Raw genomic sequence first — 17,618 nt, forward strand, 5'->3', positions numbered from 1 at the left:
GCTTTTCAGTTGCCGGGAACGAATCGCTTTTTCGTCTCCGACCTCGGAATGGACGCAATTGTCCGCTACCGTCTTGACCTTCATTCAGGAACGCTTGAGCAGGAAGCTGTGACCAAGACGGCACCTGGTGCAGGGCCAAGGCATCTGGCATTTCATCCATCCGAAGATTTCGCTTACGGCGTGAATGAACTCGATTCGACCGTTTCCGTTTATGCGCTAGAAGGCAAGGGCTTGAAAGAGGTACAGAACATTTCAGCACTGCCGGAACATTTCACAGGAACTAATACTTCCGCTGAAATTGCCGTATCGGGAGACGGGCGCTTTGTCTATGTTTCAAATCGAGGCCATGACAGCATAGCCGTGTTCCAGGTTGCGGAAGGCTTATTGGAATCGGTTGGCCATGCGGATGCCGGAGGAGCGGGGCCGCGCCATTTCACATTGGTGCCTAATAGCCCGTGGATTGTCATCGCGCATGAAGAGTCGGGAACGATCGCCGTCAAGAAAATCGGCGAAGACGGTATGCCAGGCGAGACAGCCGATAGTGTCGACACGGTCGCTCCCGTCTGCGTACGCTTGCTGAAATAACAAAAGGCAGAGCCGAAGCACTGCCGATTACCAATCAGTTTGCGTTTTTTCCATCAGCCCAAGTTCTTTCAATAGCCGGACTGCCGGGCTGTCGTTATTGCTTTCGAACGCTTTTTCCGTACATTCGGAATGCGGCGGGTAATTCAATTCCTGTGCATGGCCAAGCGTCGATTCTTCCAGAAAATTCGTCGGGTCGGATTGTTCGAAGCAGGACGGTGCGATAAACGTGCGATGCGTATGTTCAAGCACGATCCGGCTTTGTGTGGAAGGTTCGTTTTCCTGAGGTATGAAAAACCAGGCAGCCGCAGCAGCAACGAGCACGACTACAGCAACTATGACTAGCGGTTTGCGTTTCATCCTTCCGCCTCCTCGACGAGGATCTCCGCATCGCGGACGATATCTTCAACCGGCGGGTTCAGGCCATCATAGTCTTTCATGATGACGCCTTCGTGGTCGATCAAATAAAACGAAGTGCCATGGATCACTTGATCGTCATCTTGCGGCTTCTGGGCAATCGCCTTGAAGTTTTCAAGCGCAAAGTCGGCTATCTCTTCCTGGGAGTAGCCCGTCAGCAGATGCCAGCTGGTCAAATCGACATCGTAGCTTTCCGCATACGATTTCAAGATTTCTGGGGTGTCGACGGTCGGGTCTACGCTGAATGAAACGATTTCGACATCAAGCCCTTGCGATTGAAGCTCTTCCTGGACGCCTTTCATATTCGCCATCATCGGCAGGCAGACAGTGGTGCAATTGGTGAAGACAAAATCGGCCAGCCAGACTTTTCCTTCGAGGTCGCTGGATCCGAAATCTTCATTATTATGGTCGGTGAAAGTGAATTCTTCTGTTTCCCAATTCAATGGGTCGTCAATGCTTTGGCCGCAGGCAGCCAAAAACAAGATGCCAATCAGCAAGAGGTTTAGAAAATAAGTTTGGGCTCGCAAAAATTTCGCGTCCTTTCTATGTTGAAGCTGGTCTGTCTTTAGCCTATTCCAAACCGCGCCTGACGACAAGCCGTTAGATCAGGGAAAATATGAAGACATTGCGACATTCCGGCCGTTCGTGGAATTTCTTGGCAGCAATCGGCATCTTAACAAGGACTTTACATTTCAAATGTAGAATAGAAACTAAACTTGGTTTTGGCCAAAAGGAGGCGCTGCATGGAATTTTTGTTGAATACATGGACAAAAGAACGGCTGCAAGCTTTTCATGAAGGACAGATGGTCGATGGCTATTTGTATTTCGGCGCACATGCATTTGGGGAAGAAACGACATTTTCGGTTTGGGCTCCTGAGATTGAAGGCATCGACGTAGTCTGCGTGAACCCCGATACGGAAGACACATCCACTTATCCGTTAGCGCGGCATCCGCATGACGCGAGTATATGGGGGGTGAGCATCCCAGAAAACTTGGAAGGCCGTCTCTATGAATATGCACTTCGCACACCGAGAGGCGAAGTGCTGTGGAAATCGGACCCGTATGCGCGGCAAAGCGAGAAACGACCGTTCACTAAATCGATTGTCTCGGGTCCCGGTGAATACGCTTGGCCGTTGGAGGTCCTGAAACGCAAGCAAACGATCAACGATAAGCATCTGGAACGCGCGATGGCCATCTACGAAGTGCATCTCGGCACTTGGCGGCGCAAGGAAAATGGGGAATTTTATACGTACCGTGAAATTGCAGATCAGTTGATTCCGTATGTCATCGAGATGGGCTTCACGCATATCCAAATTTTGCCGATTACCGAACATCCGCTTGATGAATCCTGGGGCTATCAGACAACGGGTTATTTTTCGCCGACAGGACGCTACGGAACAGCCGAAGACTTAAAATATTTTGTTACATCCTGCACAGAGCATGGCCTCGGCTTGTTCTTGGACTGGGTCCCCGGCCATTTTTGCGTCGACCAGCACGGATTGGCGAATTTTAACGGCCAGCTGCTTTACGAAGAACAGCGGGAAGAGCGCCGCATGAACCCGGATTGGGGCACCTTGAACTTCGACATCAATAAAGGCGAAGTGGTGAGCTTCATCTTGTCGAGTGCCCATTATTGGCTGGAGGAATTCAAGTTCGATGGTTACCGGATGGATGCGCTCGTCAACCTATTATTCATCCCGAACATCAAAGAGCGTCCGCATAACACGGAAGGGGCGGATTTCCTCAGGAAGTTGACGGCTAGCTTGAAGCTCCATTATCCCGAGAAATTGTTGATTGCAGAAGATGCCTGGCATTATCCGAAAGTGACCCACCCGGTCGAATCCGGCGGTGTCGGTTTCGACTATAAATGGAACTTCGGCTGGATGCATGACACGCTCGAGTATATGAAAACACCGCCGGCAGAACGGTCGAAAGCCCATGGGAAAATGAATTTTTCGATGGTGTATCAATACGAAGAGCGCTATCAAGTGATTTTTTCCCACGACACTGTAGCGGATGGGCGAAAATCCCTGCTCAACAAGCTGCCTGGCACGAGGGAAGAGCGTTTCCTCCAATTGCGTTTGCTGTTCGGATTTTGGATGGCGCATCCTGGCAAGAAATTATTGTTCATGGGCCAAGAGTTTGGCCACTTCGAGGAATGGGAATTCCAGCCCGAACTCGACTGGGCATCGCTCGAAGATCCCCAACATAAAGGGATCGCTGACTTCATGAAGGAATTGCTGGCATTCTACCGGAGCGAAAAAGCGTTTTTTGAACTCGATGATGAACGCGATGGTTTTATGTGGCTCGATGCCGACAACCATGAACAAAGCGTGGCGACCTTTATCCGCAGAGGATTTTTGCCGGAAGATGAGTGCCTCGTGCTGTGCAACTTCTCTGAACATCGTTACGAAAGCTTTCATGTCGGAGCACCGCGCAAAGGCTCCTATGAAGAAATCTTCTCCACCAATTCAGCAAAGTTTGGCGGCACGGCTGCAGATTTGCAGCAGGCGGCAGAAACGCTCGATGTTCCGTGCGACAATCAGCCTTTCTCATTGAAGATTGACTTGCCGCCGTTCACGATGAGCATCTGGAAAAAAAGAAAAGATGGGAGTGACTTATTGTGAATGAAAAAGTAGTTGCTATGCTTCTCGCAGGCGGCCAAGGAAGCCGCTTGAAATCATTGACGTACGATATTGCGAAACCCGCCATTCCTTACGGCGGGAAATACCGGATCATCGATTTCCCTTTATCGAATTGCACCAATTCGGGTATCAACACAGTCGGTGTCTTAACTCAGTATCAGCCGCATGCGCTCCACCGCTACATCGGGCTCGGTACGCCCTGGGATTTGGATCGCCATCAAGGTGGGGTGACGATGCTGCCGCCTTATGCCGAAATCGACGGCATCAAATGGTATGCCGGCACAGCCAGCGCGATTTACCAGAACATCAATTTCCTGACCAGCTGCGAACCTGATTATGTCGTGATTTTATCAGGCGACCATATTTACAAGATGGACTATGAAAAACTCGTGGAATACCATAAAGAAAAACAGGCGGATGTCACCGTTTCTGTGTTGGAAGTGCCATGGGAAGAGGCGAGCCGTTTCGGCATCGTAAACACTGATGAAGACATGAACATCGTCGAGTTCGACGAAAAACCCGAAAAACCGAAAAGCAACCTGGCTTCCATGGGCGTGTATGTTTTTGATTGGGAAAAACTGGAGCGTTATTTAGAGGAAGACAATAATATTGAAGAATCCACCCATGACTTCGGAAAAGATATCTTGCCGAAAATGCTAAAAGACCAACAAAAAATGGTGGCGTATCCGTTCAAGGGATATTGGAAAGATGTAGGGACGGTCGACAGCCTATGGGAGGCGAATATGGATTTGCTTGACCCATCGGCAGGGCTTGTGCTGCACGATCCCGCCTGGCGGATTTATTCGTCGAATCCCCAATTGCCGCCACAAGTCATCACGAAAACCGGGCGTGTACAAGGTTCGATGGTCAATGAAGGCTGTGTCATTAGCGGAACGGTCAAGCATTCTGTCATTTTCCAAAATGTCCTGGTGGAGAAAGAAGCGGTTGTAGAAGACAGCGTCGTCATGAGCGGCACGAAAATCGGGCGAGGGGCCCATTTGAGCCGGGTCATCGTTCCACCGGACGTGACGGTTCCGGAAAATTACCGGTTGCTCGAACCTGCAGCGGGCATCACGCTGTTAACGCAAGACTTAATCGATTCATGGAAGGAGAGTGGGCAGCAATGACTTTGATGGCCGCAGTGGACGCATCTGTAAAAGTAGCAGGGCTCCAAGACCTGACCATTCATCGATCGGTCTCCTCGATTCCGTTCGCAGGAAGATATCGCCTCATTGATTTTGCTTTATCGAATTTGGTGAACGCAGATATCAATTCTGTCGGCATTTTCGCTTCGCAGCCCTTTGGATCGCTGATTGACCATATCGGCGTCGGGAAAAGCTGGGATCTAGATCGACGGAAAGAAGGCTTGTTCTTCCTTCCGACCACTCATCAAAACGGTGGCATCGCGACAGTCGGTTCATTCCGTGACTTTGAAGAGCATCTCCAGTTTTTTGAAAAGAGCCGCCAAACGCATGTGGTAGTCACGAGCAGTTTTGTCGCGGGGCAATTGGATTATAAAGAAATGCTGGCCCATCACCTGGCATCCGGAAAGGACATCACCGAAGCGGTCGGTGCAAGCGGTTCTTTGAAATCGTATATTCTGTCGCGCAGGTTGATGCTTGAATTGATCCGTTCCTATCGGGAAAAGCGCATTCTTAGCATCGAGGATTTAGTGAATTTGAAAAAAGCGCCCTATTCATATGGCGTTTATGAATATAAAGGATATTTCGCCATCATTGACTCGATCCAGCAATACTTTAAAGAGTCGCTCGGATTATTGGACGAGAACAACCGCCGATTGCTGTTTTTGCCTCAAGCACCGATCTACACAAAAGTAAAAGACGAACCGCCGACCCGTTATCTGAATGGATCGAACGTATCGAACTCGATGATGGCAAACGGCAGCACGATCTTAGGTAATGTCAAAAACAGCATCATCAGCCGTGCGGTCACGATCGGCATCAATGCGAGTCTGGATAGTTGCATCATCATGCAGAAGTGTACAATCGAAGAAAATTGTGAGCTTGCTTACGTCATTGCTGACAAAGATGTCTACATTGAAAAAGGCGTGAAGTTGATCGGCACAGCTGATCGTCCGATCGTTCTCAGAAAAGGCGAACGGGTCACGAAGGAGGATTCCCAATGAAGATTGTGATGGCCGCTGCGGAATGCGCCCCTTTTGCTAAAGCGGGGGGGCTGGCCGATGTAATCGGTGCATTGCCGCAGGAGTTGGCCCGCCTCGGACATGAGGTGCAGGTCATCATCCCGAAATACAGTTTAATCCACGAACGCTACCAGCAGCAATTCCGTAAAGTGGAAGAATATTCCTTTGAGTTTAAAGACGAAAAGAAGAATTATGCAATCCATGAACTCAATATGCATGGCGTCGAGTTCCTGTTTCTGGAAAACGATTCATATTTTGAACGGGATAGCATTTACGGGCCGGATGATGCTGAACGATATGCGTTTTTCAGCCGGGCCGTACTGGATTTCCTGGTGCGTGCCGAAAAGGCTCCGGATGTTCTGCATGTCCATGACTGGCATACTGCTGTTTTACCGTTTCTATTGAAAGAAGATCCTCAATACCAGCAGTTGGCCGATCGCGCGAAAACCGTACTGACGATCCACAATATCCAGTTCCAAGGCAATTTTTCGAAAGACGTATTTTTGGAGCAGTATCGGATGGATGAAAAATTTTATGAAAACGGCCAAGTTGCATGGCTCGAAAACTTCAACTCTCTGAAAACCGGTATGCTGTATGCCGATAAATTGACGACGGTCAGCCCGAACTACCGCGATGAAATTTTGACGGAAGCTTACGGCGAGCATTTGGAAAACCTGCTCATTGAACGGCAAGCGGATTTGCATGGCATATTGAATGGTATCGATACGGAAGCCTACAACCCCAAAACCGATGAACACATCGCGCAGACTTTTAGCGCGGAGGATTTGCAGGGGAAACAAGCGAACAAGCGCGCCATTCAAAAACGCTGCGGCTTGCCGCAACAGCCGGATATTCCATTATTGACGATGGTATCGCGGCTTTCGGGACAGAAAGGGATCGATGTGCTCGAACAAAGCTTGCCTGAATTTTTGGAAGGGGATATCCAGTTTGTGCTGCTCGGTTCAGGGGAAGTTCATTATGAAGAGTTTTTCCAGCGCCTTGAAGTGGATTATGCTGGTAAAGTCTCCGTCCATCTCGGCTTTGATGAGTCGTTTGCCCATCAATTATACGCAGGCTCAGATATTTTCCTGATGCCTTCGCATTTTGAACCGTGCGGCTTGAGCCAATTGATTTCCATGCGCTATGGCACGGTTCCGGTTGCGAACCGGACGGGCGGTTTGCGCGATACGGTAGATGAATATAATGAAGAGGATAAGACAGGGACGGGCTTCCTAAGCGATTTCAAAGCAGGCATTCATTTCGATGAAGCCTTATCGCGCGCCCTGTCCTTCTACTACAAGCCGGACCATTGGGGTGCGTTGATCCATAATGGCATGGCGAGAGATTCGTCGTGGTCGCGTTCGGCAAGAGAATACGAGAAATTATATGCAAGCTTAAACTGAAGGGTGTGTTGAGAATGTTTTACTCCAAGGAGCAATTCAAAGAAGAATTCAACCGGCGATTAACAGTGGAAAATGGGGATAAAACAGAAGGCACAGCCTATAATGTGTTGGGTAAAATGGTTTGTGAACAAGTGTTGCAGGAATGGGACAAGCAGCAAGCGGCCAACCGGGACAGCGGTGATAAGCAATTGTATTATCTGTCGATCGAATTCCTGCTCGGGCGCTTGCTCGGGCAAAACCTCCACAATTTGGGTGCTTACAAAATGGTAGAAGAAGCGCTCGGCGAACTCGGCTATAAACTATCGGAAATCGAAGAGCTCGAACAGGAACCGGGGCTTGGCAACGGCGGGCTCGGGCGCTTGGCAGCGTGTTTCCTGGATTCACTCGCTTCGCTCGGCTTGCCCGGGCATGGCTGCGGGATCCGCTACCGTGGTGGTTTGTTCACACAGCATTTCATCAAAGGCTTTCAAGTGGAATTGCCGACCAATTGGATTAAAGAAGGGCAAGGCATCGAGGTACGTAGGGAAGACCTTGCACTCGACATCCCATTTTATGGGGAAGCCAGCATGACTGTCGAAGAGCAAGGCGTCCGTACGGAACTGAAGAATGCGGTGTGGGTTAAAGCGGTACCGTATGATATGCCGATTGTCGGGGCAGAGGGCGGCACAATCAATACGCTCAGGCTCTGGCAGGCGGAGCCGTCCGACCAGCCGTTGCCTTATGGGCTCGGTTATTTGGTGAATGAACTCGAGACGGCTAAAATATCCGACCGTCTTTATCCGGATGACGCACTCGATAGCGGAAAGTTGCTACGTTTAAAACAGCAATACTTCTTGTGTAGCGCTTCTATCCGCACCATCCTGGCGACACGTAACTTCGATATTGAAGAACTACCTGAAAAAGTGGCGATTCAAATCAATGATACACATCCCGCTTTATCAGTTCCAGAGTTGATGCGGATCTTGATGGATGACTACGAGCTGGATTGGGATACAGCTTGGTTGCTGACGACGCGGACCATTTCCTATACAAATCACACGATTTTGGAAGAAGCGATGGAAAAATGGGAAAGCCGCCTGCTGCGCCAGTTATTGCCGCGCGTTTACGAGATCATCGAAGAAATCGATCGGCGCTTCAGGGCCGAATGGGAATCGAAGGAATTGGATGAACAGGCGGTCCACAAGTTGTCGATCATCGACGGCGGCGTCGTGAAAATGGCCGTCTTAGCCGTCGTCGGCAGCTATAAAGTGAACGGGGTGGCAAAGCTCCACACTGAAATCCTCAAGAAACGTGAAATGAAAGAACTGAATGAATACTTTCCGCATAAATTCCACAACAAAACCAACGGCATCACGCATCGCCGCTGGCTGCTTGCGGCAAATCCGGAATTATCCTCACTCATTACCGAACACATCGGCCCGGATTGGATCCAACGGCCCGAACAATTAAGTGAACTCGCGTATCTGGCGGACAGCCGGCCATTTTTGGAAGCATTCCAAGCCATCAAAAAGCTGAAAAAAGAGCATTTGATTCACCACCTCGAACGAGAGCACAATACTATCGTTGACCCCGATTCGATTTTTGATATCCACATCAAACGAATCCACGGTTACAAGCGACAACTGATGAATATTTTGCATGTCCAGCAATTATACAAGCGCATCAAAAGCGACCCGAATTACCGGCCGTATCCAAGGACCTTCCTGTTCGGCGGAAAATCCGCACCGAGCTATCATTTTGCCAAACAAGTGATCAAGCTGATTAATACGGTAGCCGAACGCGTCAATAACGATCCGGTCGCAAGGCGCCATCTGCACGTTGTGTTCGTTGAGGACTATAACGTTAGCCACGCAGAGTTCCTGATTCCGGCAGCGGACATCAGCGAACAGATCTCTACGGCTTCCAAAGAAGCATCTGGCACGGGCAATATGAAATTCATGATGAATGGCGCGTTGACCCTCGGGACGTATGATGGGGCGAACGTCGAGATCTTCGATGCGGTCGGTGAAGAAAATGCTTTCGTCTTCGGCATGAGTTCAGAAGAAGTCATGCGTTTCGAGCATGACGGAAGCTATAACCCGAAAGACATCATCGAACAAGACCCGTCCATCCGCGAAACCATTGAAGAATTGGCGCGTGGAGAATGGTCGGATGGCCCTCATAATTCCGATTTCATCGTGCGCCAATTGACAGAACATGGAGACCCGTTTTTCGTCTTGAAGGACTTAGCGGACTATGCCAAGACGCATGACCGTGTGCTCGATGCATACGAGCATCCTGTCGAATGGGCGAGCATGTGCGTCAGGAATATTGCCGCTTCCGGCATTTTCTCAAGCGACCGGACGATCCAGCAATATTCCGAAGATGTATGGGGATTGTCGAAAGTTCCGACTAACTGAAACCGGCAGGAGGATGAGCAATGGCACAAGCAAGTTTCGATAATACCGATTTGGCCGACTATAAAGCGAGCGGCGCGTTGGAAGGGAAAGTGGCAATTGTCACCGGTGCCAGCAGCGGGATCGGGCAAGCGGTTGCGATCGCCTATGCAAAAGAAGGAGCGCGTGTGGTCATAGGTTATCTCGATGACGAAGAAGGCGCCGAAAAAACCTTGGACATCATCCAATCCTACGGCGGCGAAGCACGTGCTTTAGGCGGAGACCTTGGAAAATCCAAGAATTGCGATGCGCTCGTGAACTTTGCGCTCGATGAATTTGGCGCCTTGGATATCGTCGTCAACAACGCCGGGTTCCAATACCCGCAAACTTCGCCGCTTGATATCAGCGATGAGCAAATGCTGAAAACCTTTGAGATCAAGGCGTTTGCGATGTTTTACTTGGTGCGCGCGGCATTGCCTCATTTGAAAAAAGGATCACGCATCATTAATACCGCTTCCATCAATGCTTACCGGGGCCATTCGGATCTCATCGACTATTCAGGAGCAAACGGGGCGATGGTCGCGATGACACGTTCCTTGGCAAGACGGCTCGTCCGCGAGGAAATTGCAGTCAACGGCATTGCCCCGGGCCCGATATGGACGCCGCTCATCACGAAGACTTTCGGGGATTTGAACCCGGACGTTGCATCCGATTTCGGGGAAGACGTGCCGGCAGGACGTCCGGGTCAGCCGTACGAACTCGTGAAAGCCTATGTGTTCTTGGCAGATCCGCAAAATTCCTATATGACCGGGCAATTTTTGCATATGAACGGCGGCGACTATATGTCGACATGAAAGCACGGGGATATCCCGTGCTTTTTTATATGGAATTTCTATGTTTTTCGTGAGCTATGGTAAAATTCGGGTAAGAGGTGGAAAACATGAAAAAGCTAATGTGGGTCGCCGTTTTATTGCTGGGTTTAGCGGGCTGTGTCCCGCTTGGCGAACCGGCTAACCCGAAACCGGCGGAACCGGAGCAAAAAGCCGCGCAGGAACAACCAGACGGGCTTGCTGTTCATTATATCGATGTCGGCCAAGGGTCCGCTACCTATCTGGAATGGGACGGCTATTCGATGCTGATCGATGCCGGCGATTGGAATGCCAGTGATGTGCTGATGTATTTGGACAAACTGGAAGTCGAAAAAATTGATATCGCGGTTGGGACCCATCCGGACGCCGACCACATCGGCCAATTGGCGCGTGTCATCGAAACGTACGAAGTCGGCGAAGTATGGATGTCAGGGAACCCGAGTTCCTCTAATACATTTATCCGGACGCTCGAAGCGGTCGATGAAGCCGGAATACCATATGAAGAACCGCGGCGTGGGGACGAATACGAGATCGGTTCGCTGGAAATCGAAGTGCTCCATCCCGAAGAATTGAGCGGCGACACTAACGGCGATTCGCTGTCGTTTCGCATCAGTTACGGGGAGACGGCATTTATCTTTACAGGCGATGCCGACATGCAGGCAGAGCAGGAAATGGTCGCGGGCAACTTGCCGCTCGAAGCGGATATTTTGCTGATGGGCCATCATGGCTCCAATACGTCCACAGGTCTGGAATTTTTACAGGCAGTAGAACCCGATGTGGCGATTTACAGTGCGGGCATTGATAATCCATATGGCCATCCTTATGCGGAAGTGCTGGCATCAGTGGAAAACGAAGGGGCGGAAGTGTATGGCACTGACGTCAATGGCACAATCATTGTCGAGACGGACGGCCAGGAATATAGCGTCGAAACGGAACGGGAAGGCGTCGCCAAAGAAGGCAGCAACCGATGTGTGAACATCAACGGAGCCTCTACTGCGGAGCTGTCGGAGCTAACCGGAATCGGAGAAGCATTGGCGGAAGCAATCATCGACGAGCGTCCGTTTGAAACGCTCGATGACTTGACGCGCGTCAGCGGCATCGGCGAAGGAAAGCTTGCCGGATTGAAAGAACAGGGATTAGCTTGTGTAGGAGAGTGAGCAGATGAGAGGGGTATTGGATCGTTTTGAAGATGGCGGTGTGGCCGTCATCATCGCAGAACAAGCCGGGCGTGAATTCCGTGTGCCGCTGCGCTATTTGCCAGAAGGCAGTAGGCAGGGGATGTGGTTCACGCTGAGCATTGAATCTGGGCATGTCGTGGACATCGAAGCCGATCTCACGCAGACGAATGAACGCGCTGCAAAAGCCGATGAATTGATGGCGCGCTTGCGCAGCAAAAACACAGGCAGCCGTTTCAAGCGAAAATGAAAAAGCGTAAGGAGATTTTTCTCCATACGCTTTTCTTGTGCTTATTTTTAAGTGGATGCGAGTTCGGTCAGTTCCAGATGATAGTCCGCTACTTCATTGCCTTTATAAAGGTTGGTCGTATCGGTGAAATAATTGGAAATGGCAGCGTCGAATTCCTGGCCTTTAGCTGGCAAAGCGACGCGGAAATTCATCTCATATAATAGTACGGCAATGTCATGGTAGGCATCGCTTGTGACTTTGAAATCGCAAGAGATTTTTCTGCGGCCATCCGCTAGACTGTGAAGTTCAAGCTGGTCTGTTTCGATTCGGCGGCCGTTCAATTGAATGATTTCGCTCATCGTCTATTCCTCCGTTCCGTTTACTGAAAAGCCTTATAGTAACGGTACCATGAAAAAAACACCGAAGCACAATCATGTGCTTTGGTGTCTGATTTTTTCTGCGCGTGTTTCTTGGCGTTTCGGTTTCTTGATATCGGCATAGATCAATGCGCCGACGAGGAACAAACCTAAGTATCCGACAATCGGATAGAACATGCTGACGAGTTTCGTGAACCCGACAAAGCTCAAGATGTATGCCACGACTCCGACGATGATGACGAATATTCGGAACTTCGCTGTCCCCATTTCGACAAAACGTGCGGAGAACGAGAACAGCATGCTGACGCCGGTGTTATAGATCATGCCGAACAAAATGACCGACATGAAGACGCCAAGTGCAGGCGACAAATCATCTGCGATCTGCAGCATCGGCATTTCTGCTGTGCCGACGACATCGACTTTCGAGAAAATCGCCAAATGGCTCAAGATAATCAGGATACCAAGCCCAAGCCCTCCGATCAATCCGCCGCGTGCCGCAATCTTTTCATCTTTTTCCGTCCCGCCCATAACGATGGCCATCGATGCGCCGACCGCGATGTTGAAGGAGACGTAGTTGATCGCAGACAACCACCAGTTTGCAACCGCAGATTCCTGTTCTTTGGCGATGGACTCAAGCGCTGAAAATGAACCGTCCATCGTCATTAAACTGTAAGCGGCAAGCGCAATCACGGCAAGAATCAGGAACGGCGTGATGCTCCCAATGATGTTGATGACTTTTTGGACATTCAACATGATCGTCAAGATGATCAAGACGGCCATGACCGTGCTGCCCAGAGCAGCTGACCAGCCGAATTGCTGGGAGAAAATCGAACCGGCTCCAGCGATCATGACAACCCCTACGCCGAATAAAGTCAAAATAATGATGTAATCGACAATGGTACCGATCAATCGGCCGCTGATGCCGAAAATGGCTTCTTTGTGGGAAGTGGTACGCATGCGGCTGCCGAGGCGCGTCAAGCTCATCCCGAGATAAGCAAAAAATGCGGTGGCGATCACTGCTGCCACAGTTCCCATCATTCCAAAACTGGTGAAATACTGCAGGATTTCCTGCCCGGAAGCGAAACCGGCACCGACAATGATGCCGATAAAGGCGCTGCCCATTTTGATACTTTTAAACATCTTGCTCCCCCTCATTAAGCGTGCAAATTTACTTATTTGAAAATTAACCTTTTTCAAATATAGCAAAATTAAAACGTTTTCACAAACCTAATTCGGAAAACAAGAGTATTTTACTAGTTATTCAGTAAGGGCTATGTAGCTAAATAATATTTGTGATATAGCATTTTGTGGAAAGTAAATAATAGCTGACAAAAAAATCCCGCACAGCCCTATGCTGTGCGGGATTTTAGGTGATCATCAATGGTCTTTATTGGCCACGATTACCAATTTTCCTGTGTCTAGAACTTCTTCATACTCATCTGCTTCTTGCTTAGTAAGGCCGGCTGCTTCTAATTTCGCGCGCAATTCATCTCCGCGTGAAGAAGTCATGTTTTTCATGCTGTCGAGAAAGCCTTGTTCTTTCATGCCTACTGACTCTGTATCAAGTGCTTTGGTGATGTCTTTCGTGCGTTTCGGGTCATGCGCGAAAATATAGATGTCGTCATGCGTGAATCCTTGTGACTCAAGCTTTTCAATTTCTGCTTTTGCTTGCACTGCGTTTTCGACTGATAGTTTAATTACCAAAACGAATCCCTCCAATATTTTCTTCTTACTTCCTATATACCACGTGCCTAAACTCTTAAACTATGCGGCGTGTGTTGAAATGATATACTGGGGAAAACTGGAGGAGTGGTGACCATGAAAATTACGCCAATCGGGATTTGGGGCGGCTACCCGAACAAAAACGAAGCGACCTGCGCTTATTTGATCGAACAGGACGGCTACCGCTGCCTGCTCGACTGCGGTAGCGGGGTGGTCGCAGCGGTACAGAACTACACAGAATTGAAAGACATCGATGCGGTCGTCATCAGCCATTACCACCCCGACCACGTGGCGGATATTGGCGTCTTGCAGCATGCGGCGATGGTCGGCATGCAATTGAAGGAATGGGAGGTACCTTTGCCAATTTATGCGCATGATAAAGATGAAGAAGGATTCACTGCATTGTCCTATAAAGGCGTGACGGAAGGGCGTGCGATCCAGGCGGGTGACACACTTGAGCTGGGGCCGTTCCAAGTGACCTTCTGTGAGACAGACCATCCTGTCTACTGCCTGGCGATGCGCTTTACGAATGGGGAGCGGACAGCAGTCTTCACGGCTGACACGGCATGGAAAGACGAACTCGTGTCATTTGCTGAATCCGCTGACTTGCTCGTCGCAGAATCGAATTTATACGAAAAATACCTCGGCATCATCCAAGGTCACATGAGCGGCAGCCAGGCGGGGAAACTCGCCTCAGAAGCTTCAGCCAAACAGCTGCTGTTGACCCATTTGCCTCAGTACGGCGAATTGTCCGAAATCCTTGCGGAAGCGAAGAAAACTTACAGCGGAGATGTAGCGTTCGCTGAAATCGGCAAAAGCTATCAATTATAAGCAGAGCAGATAGTTTGAATTTGAAGGAATTTCCTCCTATCCTTATATCATCCGAATTGGATGAAAGGAAGTTGACACATGACACAACAAACAAAAGAGCTTGCAATATCCATCCTGGATCTGGTGCCAGTACGCCAAGGCTTTCCGATGGTGCAAGCGTTCGAAGATATGAAAAACCTCGCTCGCCATGCCGAGCAGTTCGGCTATAAACGATTCTGGCTGTCCGAGCATCACAATACACCGACGCTCGCGAGTTCCGCGACGTCGATTCTCATTTCCAAAGTGCTCGAAGCGACCGAGACAATCGAAGTCGGCTCCGGTGGCATCATGCTGCCGAACCATACGCCGCTTGTCGTCGCCGAACAATTCGGTACACTTGAGACGATGCATCCCGGACGCGTGAATCTCGGTCTTGGGCGCGCACCGGGAACGGATATGCAAACCGCCCGCGCACTTCGCCGGACGACGCAGGAAACTGCGTTCCAATTTCCTGAAGATGTCGAAGAGCTGCAGCGTTACCTGGGGCCACTTGAAGCGCAGGAATCCGTGAAAGCCTATCCAGGCGTAGAGACGGAAGTACCGTTATTCATCCTAGGCTCGAGTACATCGAGTGCCGTGCTCGCGGCGAAACTCGGCTTGCCGTATGCGTTTGCGGCGCATTTCGCCCCGCAGCAGCTGGAGTCGGCAGTCGCCATCTATCGCAGCCGCGTTAGCCTTCCGATACATTGTCAGAACCGTATGTCATCGCTTGTGTGAATGTAGTCGGGGCCGAAAGTGCAGAAGAAGCGGAGCAGCTTTCGACGTCGAGCGACCAGTTTTACTTGAACGTCGTCCGCGGCACGAAAAATCCATTGATGCCGCCTGTCGAGACGATGGATGGCCGCTGGAGCTATGCAGAAGAAGCGATGGTCAAATCGATGGCGCGCTATACGTTCAAAGGGAATGCCGAGCAATTGGGAGAACAAATCGGCCGTTTCGCTGGTTCATTGCCAATCGATGAATTGATGGCCGTTTCCTATATTTACGACCAGGAAAAACGCGTGCGTTCTTACGAAATCCTAAAACAAGCGGTATCGAATGCTGTCCGATTGCCATGAAATGTTCACCTGACCGGCGGCAACAACCGCTCGGCTTCATGTATAATACTAGTGAAACTTGAAGTTTAAAGGTGGTAGTAATGTTATGGACTTTCTCTATTTTCCTGAAGATAAATCAGAATATATTCCGGGAATCATCTCGGTCGTCATCATTTTCATCCTATCGATCCTGATCGTCCGCCTGTTGACGAAAGCATCGCGGAAGCAAGTCAAAAAATTGAACGAGCAAGGATACCCGGTGATTTACGACCGCGGTGAAACGCGGAAAGAGTCTGATGAACAAGCGCAAGCAGATCGACAAGAAAATCCGAATACACCGGATGAGCCGCGGGATACAAACGGCCAGCCAACGGAAAAGCCCTGACGCTTCAGGGCTTTTTCTATTTAGTGGAATGTGTAGACTGAAACAATACTTTATATGAAAAGAGTTGCCTCATGACAAAAAATTTAGCGGGCGGCTTGCAATGGGCGATTTTTCTCATCGCTTCATCCATTGCAGCTCCCATCGCCATCGCAAGCATTTTCGGTATGGACACTGCCGACACCGCGCTGTTCTTGCAGCGCACCATCTTCGTCCTCGGCATCGCCTGCCTGATCCAGGCCTTCATTGGCCACCGTTTGCCAATCAACGAAGGGCCAGCCGGTTTATGGTGGGGCGTGTTTATCGTCTACGCCGGACTTGTCGGCGTGTTGTATTCAACTGCTGAAGAATCCTTGCAAGTATTGCAAAGCGGCTTGTTCTATAGCGGTATTCTATTTATTGTTTTCGCTGTCACGGGTGTAGTGGATAAGCTGAAACAGTTTTTCACTCCAACCGTCACGTTTATCTATTTACTGCTGCTCGTGTTGCAGATTAGTGAATCGATCATGAAAGGCCTGTTCGGCATTTCATCGGAAGGGGATTTATTGGATGTATGGGTGCTGCTGGCAGCGGTCGCGGTCATTTTAATCACTTTCTATTTCATGTTTCACCGTTCAGCGTTCATCAGCCGCTATTCAGTACTCCTGTCCATCGCTTTTGGGTGGCTGCTGTTTTGGGCTATCGGCAAAGCGCCGAGCATTCCTGAAACTAGCGGGGCATGGATAACATTCCCGGACATGCTGGTCTTTGGCCCGCTCGTCTTTGACGGGGGCATGCTGGTAACGACTTTGTTCCTGACCGTATTGCTCATCGCCAACATGATGGCTTCGGTCCACGTCATGGAAAGCTTGCTGAAAAACGCCTTCTCGATCCAGACAGAAGACCGTATGAAGCAGGCATCAGTCGCATCAGGGCTGAACCATCTGCTTGCGGGGCTATTTTCTTCTGTCGGCCCTGTGCCGATTTCCGGTGCAGCTGGGTTTGTCAGTGCGACAAGGACTCCCGGGCTGCGCCCATTCATCTTTGGTGGTGTCATCGTCACGGGCATCAGTTTGTTTCCTCAATTGATGGCTGTTCTCGCTTCCTTGCCGGCTCCGGTTGCCTATGCAGTCATCTTTGCGATTTTCTCCAAAATGGTGGAAATGGCTTTCAACGCGCTTGAAGCGGAGCCCAACCGCAAACGATCTTATAAAGTGGCGGCTTTTGGCCTAATGACAGGTGTTGGTTTGATGTTCATCCCGACAGAAAGCATGGCCGGGCTGCCTTCAGCTGTCGCGGCTATTTTATCAAATGGCTTGATAACTGGGACCATCATTGCCATCATTATTGAACAAGTGATGATGCGGTTCGTACGTGTAAAATAAAAACAGG

The 17,618-nt window shown here is 50.0% G+C and carries 19 protein-coding genes; 14 read left to right on the top strand and 5 right to left on the bottom strand.

The genetic code is table 11. From position 1 onward, the window contains the following. Positions 1-585: lactonase family protein (locus ON064_RS11455; protein WP_274624870.1), on the top strand; the 585-nt coding region annotated here is incomplete at its 5' end. A gap of 27 nt (positions 586-612) precedes the next feature. Here ON064_RS11455 and ON064_RS11460 read toward each other — a convergent pair. Together ON064_RS11460 and ON064_RS11465 are read right to left on the bottom strand one after the other, a co-directional pair. After that, positions 613-942, bottom strand: a complete 330-nt coding sequence (locus ON064_RS11460) for a hypothetical protein (protein ID WP_274624871.1) — start codon at positions 940-942, stop codon at positions 613-615. Further along, entirely contained in the window at positions 939-1,526 is a 588-nt protein-coding gene (locus tag ON064_RS11465; protein ID WP_274624872.1) for an SCO family protein, read from the bottom strand. Before ON064_RS11465 ends, ON064_RS11460 begins: the two co-directional genes overlap by 4 nt. A 216-nt stretch (positions 1,527-1,742) precedes the next feature. On the opposite strand from ON064_RS11465, the gene glgB reads away from it, so the two are divergent. From glgB to ON064_RS11505, 8 genes are all read left to right on the top strand, one after another. Continuing rightward, positions 1,743-3,626 carry a 1,4-alpha-glucan branching protein GlgB gene (glgB, locus tag ON064_RS11470; protein ID WP_274624873.1) on the top strand — a complete coding sequence of 628 codons (1,884 nt, stop codon included), beginning with the start codon at positions 1,743-1,745 and terminating at the stop codon, positions 3,624-3,626. After that, the gene (locus ON064_RS11475; RefSeq protein WP_274624874.1) at positions 3,623-4,771 is read left to right on the top strand and encodes a glucose-1-phosphate adenylyltransferase; all 1,149 of its coding nucleotides are present in this window, start codon (positions 3,623-3,625) and stop codon (positions 4,769-4,771) included. The genes glgB and ON064_RS11475 overlap by 4 nt, the downstream gene beginning before the upstream one ends. After that, on the top strand, positions 4,768-5,790 hold the full coding sequence (locus tag ON064_RS11480) for a GlgC family sugar phosphate nucleotidyltransferase (protein WP_274624875.1): 1,023 nt from the start codon (positions 4,768-4,770) through the stop codon (positions 5,788-5,790). The genes ON064_RS11475 and ON064_RS11480 overlap by 4 nt, the downstream gene beginning before the upstream one ends. Beyond that, on the top strand, positions 5,787-7,211 hold the full coding sequence (gene glgA / locus ON064_RS11485) for a glycogen synthase GlgA (RefSeq protein WP_274624876.1): 1,425 nt from the start codon (positions 5,787-5,789) through the stop codon (positions 7,209-7,211). Before ON064_RS11480 ends, glgA begins: the two co-directional genes overlap by 4 nt. 14 nt (positions 7,212-7,225) lie before the next feature. Next, positions 7,226-9,610 (top strand): glycogen/starch/alpha-glucan phosphorylase, encoded by a 2,385-nt coding sequence (locus tag ON064_RS11490; protein ID WP_274624877.1) that lies wholly within the window; start codon positions 7,226-7,228, stop codon positions 9,608-9,610. A 20-nt stretch (positions 9,611-9,630) separates the two neighbouring features. Then, entirely contained in the window at positions 9,631-10,440 is an 810-nt protein-coding gene (locus tag ON064_RS11495) for an SDR family oxidoreductase (protein ID WP_274624878.1), read from the top strand. Positions 10,441-10,526: 86 nt separating this feature from the next. After that, the gene (locus ON064_RS11500; protein WP_274624879.1) at positions 10,527-11,612 is read left to right on the top strand and encodes an MBL fold metallo-hydrolase; all 1,086 of its coding nucleotides are present in this window, start codon (positions 10,527-10,529) and stop codon (positions 11,610-11,612) included. A gap of 4 nt (positions 11,613-11,616) precedes the next feature. Then, complete coding sequence (locus ON064_RS11505; protein ID WP_274624880.1) at positions 11,617-11,880, top strand: DUF3006 domain-containing protein; 264 nt, start codon at positions 11,617-11,619, stop codon at positions 11,878-11,880. Between the two features lie 47 nt (positions 11,881-11,927). Here the strand turns inward: ON064_RS11505 and ON064_RS11510 are convergent, their stop codons facing one another. The 3 genes from ON064_RS11510 to ON064_RS11520 all read right to left on the bottom strand — a co-directional run bounded on the left by ON064_RS11510 (position 11,928) and on the right by ON064_RS11520 (position 13,940). Further along, on the bottom strand, positions 11,928-12,218 hold the full coding sequence (locus ON064_RS11510; protein WP_274624881.1) for a DUF3219 family protein: 291 nt from the start codon (positions 12,216-12,218) through the stop codon (positions 11,928-11,930). A 72-nt stretch (positions 12,219-12,290) separates the two neighbouring features. Beyond that, complete coding sequence (locus ON064_RS11515; protein ID WP_274624882.1) at positions 12,291-13,376, bottom strand: YkvI family membrane protein; 1,086 nt, start codon at positions 13,374-13,376, stop codon at positions 12,291-12,293. Between the two features lie 237 nt (positions 13,377-13,613). Beyond that, a complete protein-coding gene (locus tag ON064_RS11520; protein WP_101189341.1) occupies positions 13,614-13,940 on the bottom strand; it encodes a YflT domain-containing protein in 327 nt (108 codons plus the stop codon). Between the two features lie 114 nt (positions 13,941-14,054). Here ON064_RS11520 and ON064_RS11525 point away from each other — a divergent pair, with 114 nt between their 5' ends. From ON064_RS11525 to ON064_RS11540, 5 genes are all read left to right on the top strand, one after another. Further along, positions 14,055-14,789: an MBL fold metallo-hydrolase gene (locus ON064_RS11525; protein ID WP_274624883.1), complete on the top strand. Its 735-nt coding sequence runs from the start codon at positions 14,055-14,057 to the stop codon at positions 14,787-14,789. 78 nt (positions 14,790-14,867) lie between these two features. Further along, a complete protein-coding gene (locus tag ON064_RS11530; RefSeq protein WP_342455336.1) occupies positions 14,868-15,545 on the top strand; it encodes an MsnO8 family LLM class oxidoreductase in 678 nt (225 codons plus the stop codon). After that, positions 15,515-15,886 carry an LLM class oxidoreductase gene (locus ON064_RS18400; RefSeq protein WP_342455337.1) on the top strand — a complete coding sequence of 124 codons (372 nt, stop codon included), beginning with the start codon at positions 15,515-15,517 and terminating at the stop codon, positions 15,884-15,886. The genes ON064_RS11530 and ON064_RS18400 overlap by 31 nt, the downstream gene beginning before the upstream one ends. An 85-nt stretch (positions 15,887-15,971) precedes the next feature. After that, positions 15,972-16,250 (top strand): hypothetical protein, encoded by a 279-nt coding sequence (locus tag ON064_RS11535; protein ID WP_274624884.1) that lies wholly within the window; start codon positions 15,972-15,974, stop codon positions 16,248-16,250. A 71-nt stretch (positions 16,251-16,321) separates the two neighbouring features. Then, positions 16,322-17,611 carry a purine/pyrimidine permease gene (locus tag ON064_RS11540; RefSeq protein ID WP_274624885.1) on the top strand — a complete coding sequence of 430 codons (1,290 nt, stop codon included), beginning with the start codon at positions 16,322-16,324 and terminating at the stop codon, positions 17,609-17,611. The last annotated feature ends 7 nt before the right edge of the window (positions 17,612-17,618 follow it).

This window comes from Planococcus sp. A6 (assembly GCF_028823615.1).
Taxonomy (GTDB): Bacteria; Bacillota; Bacilli; order Bacillales_A; family Planococcaceae; genus Planococcus.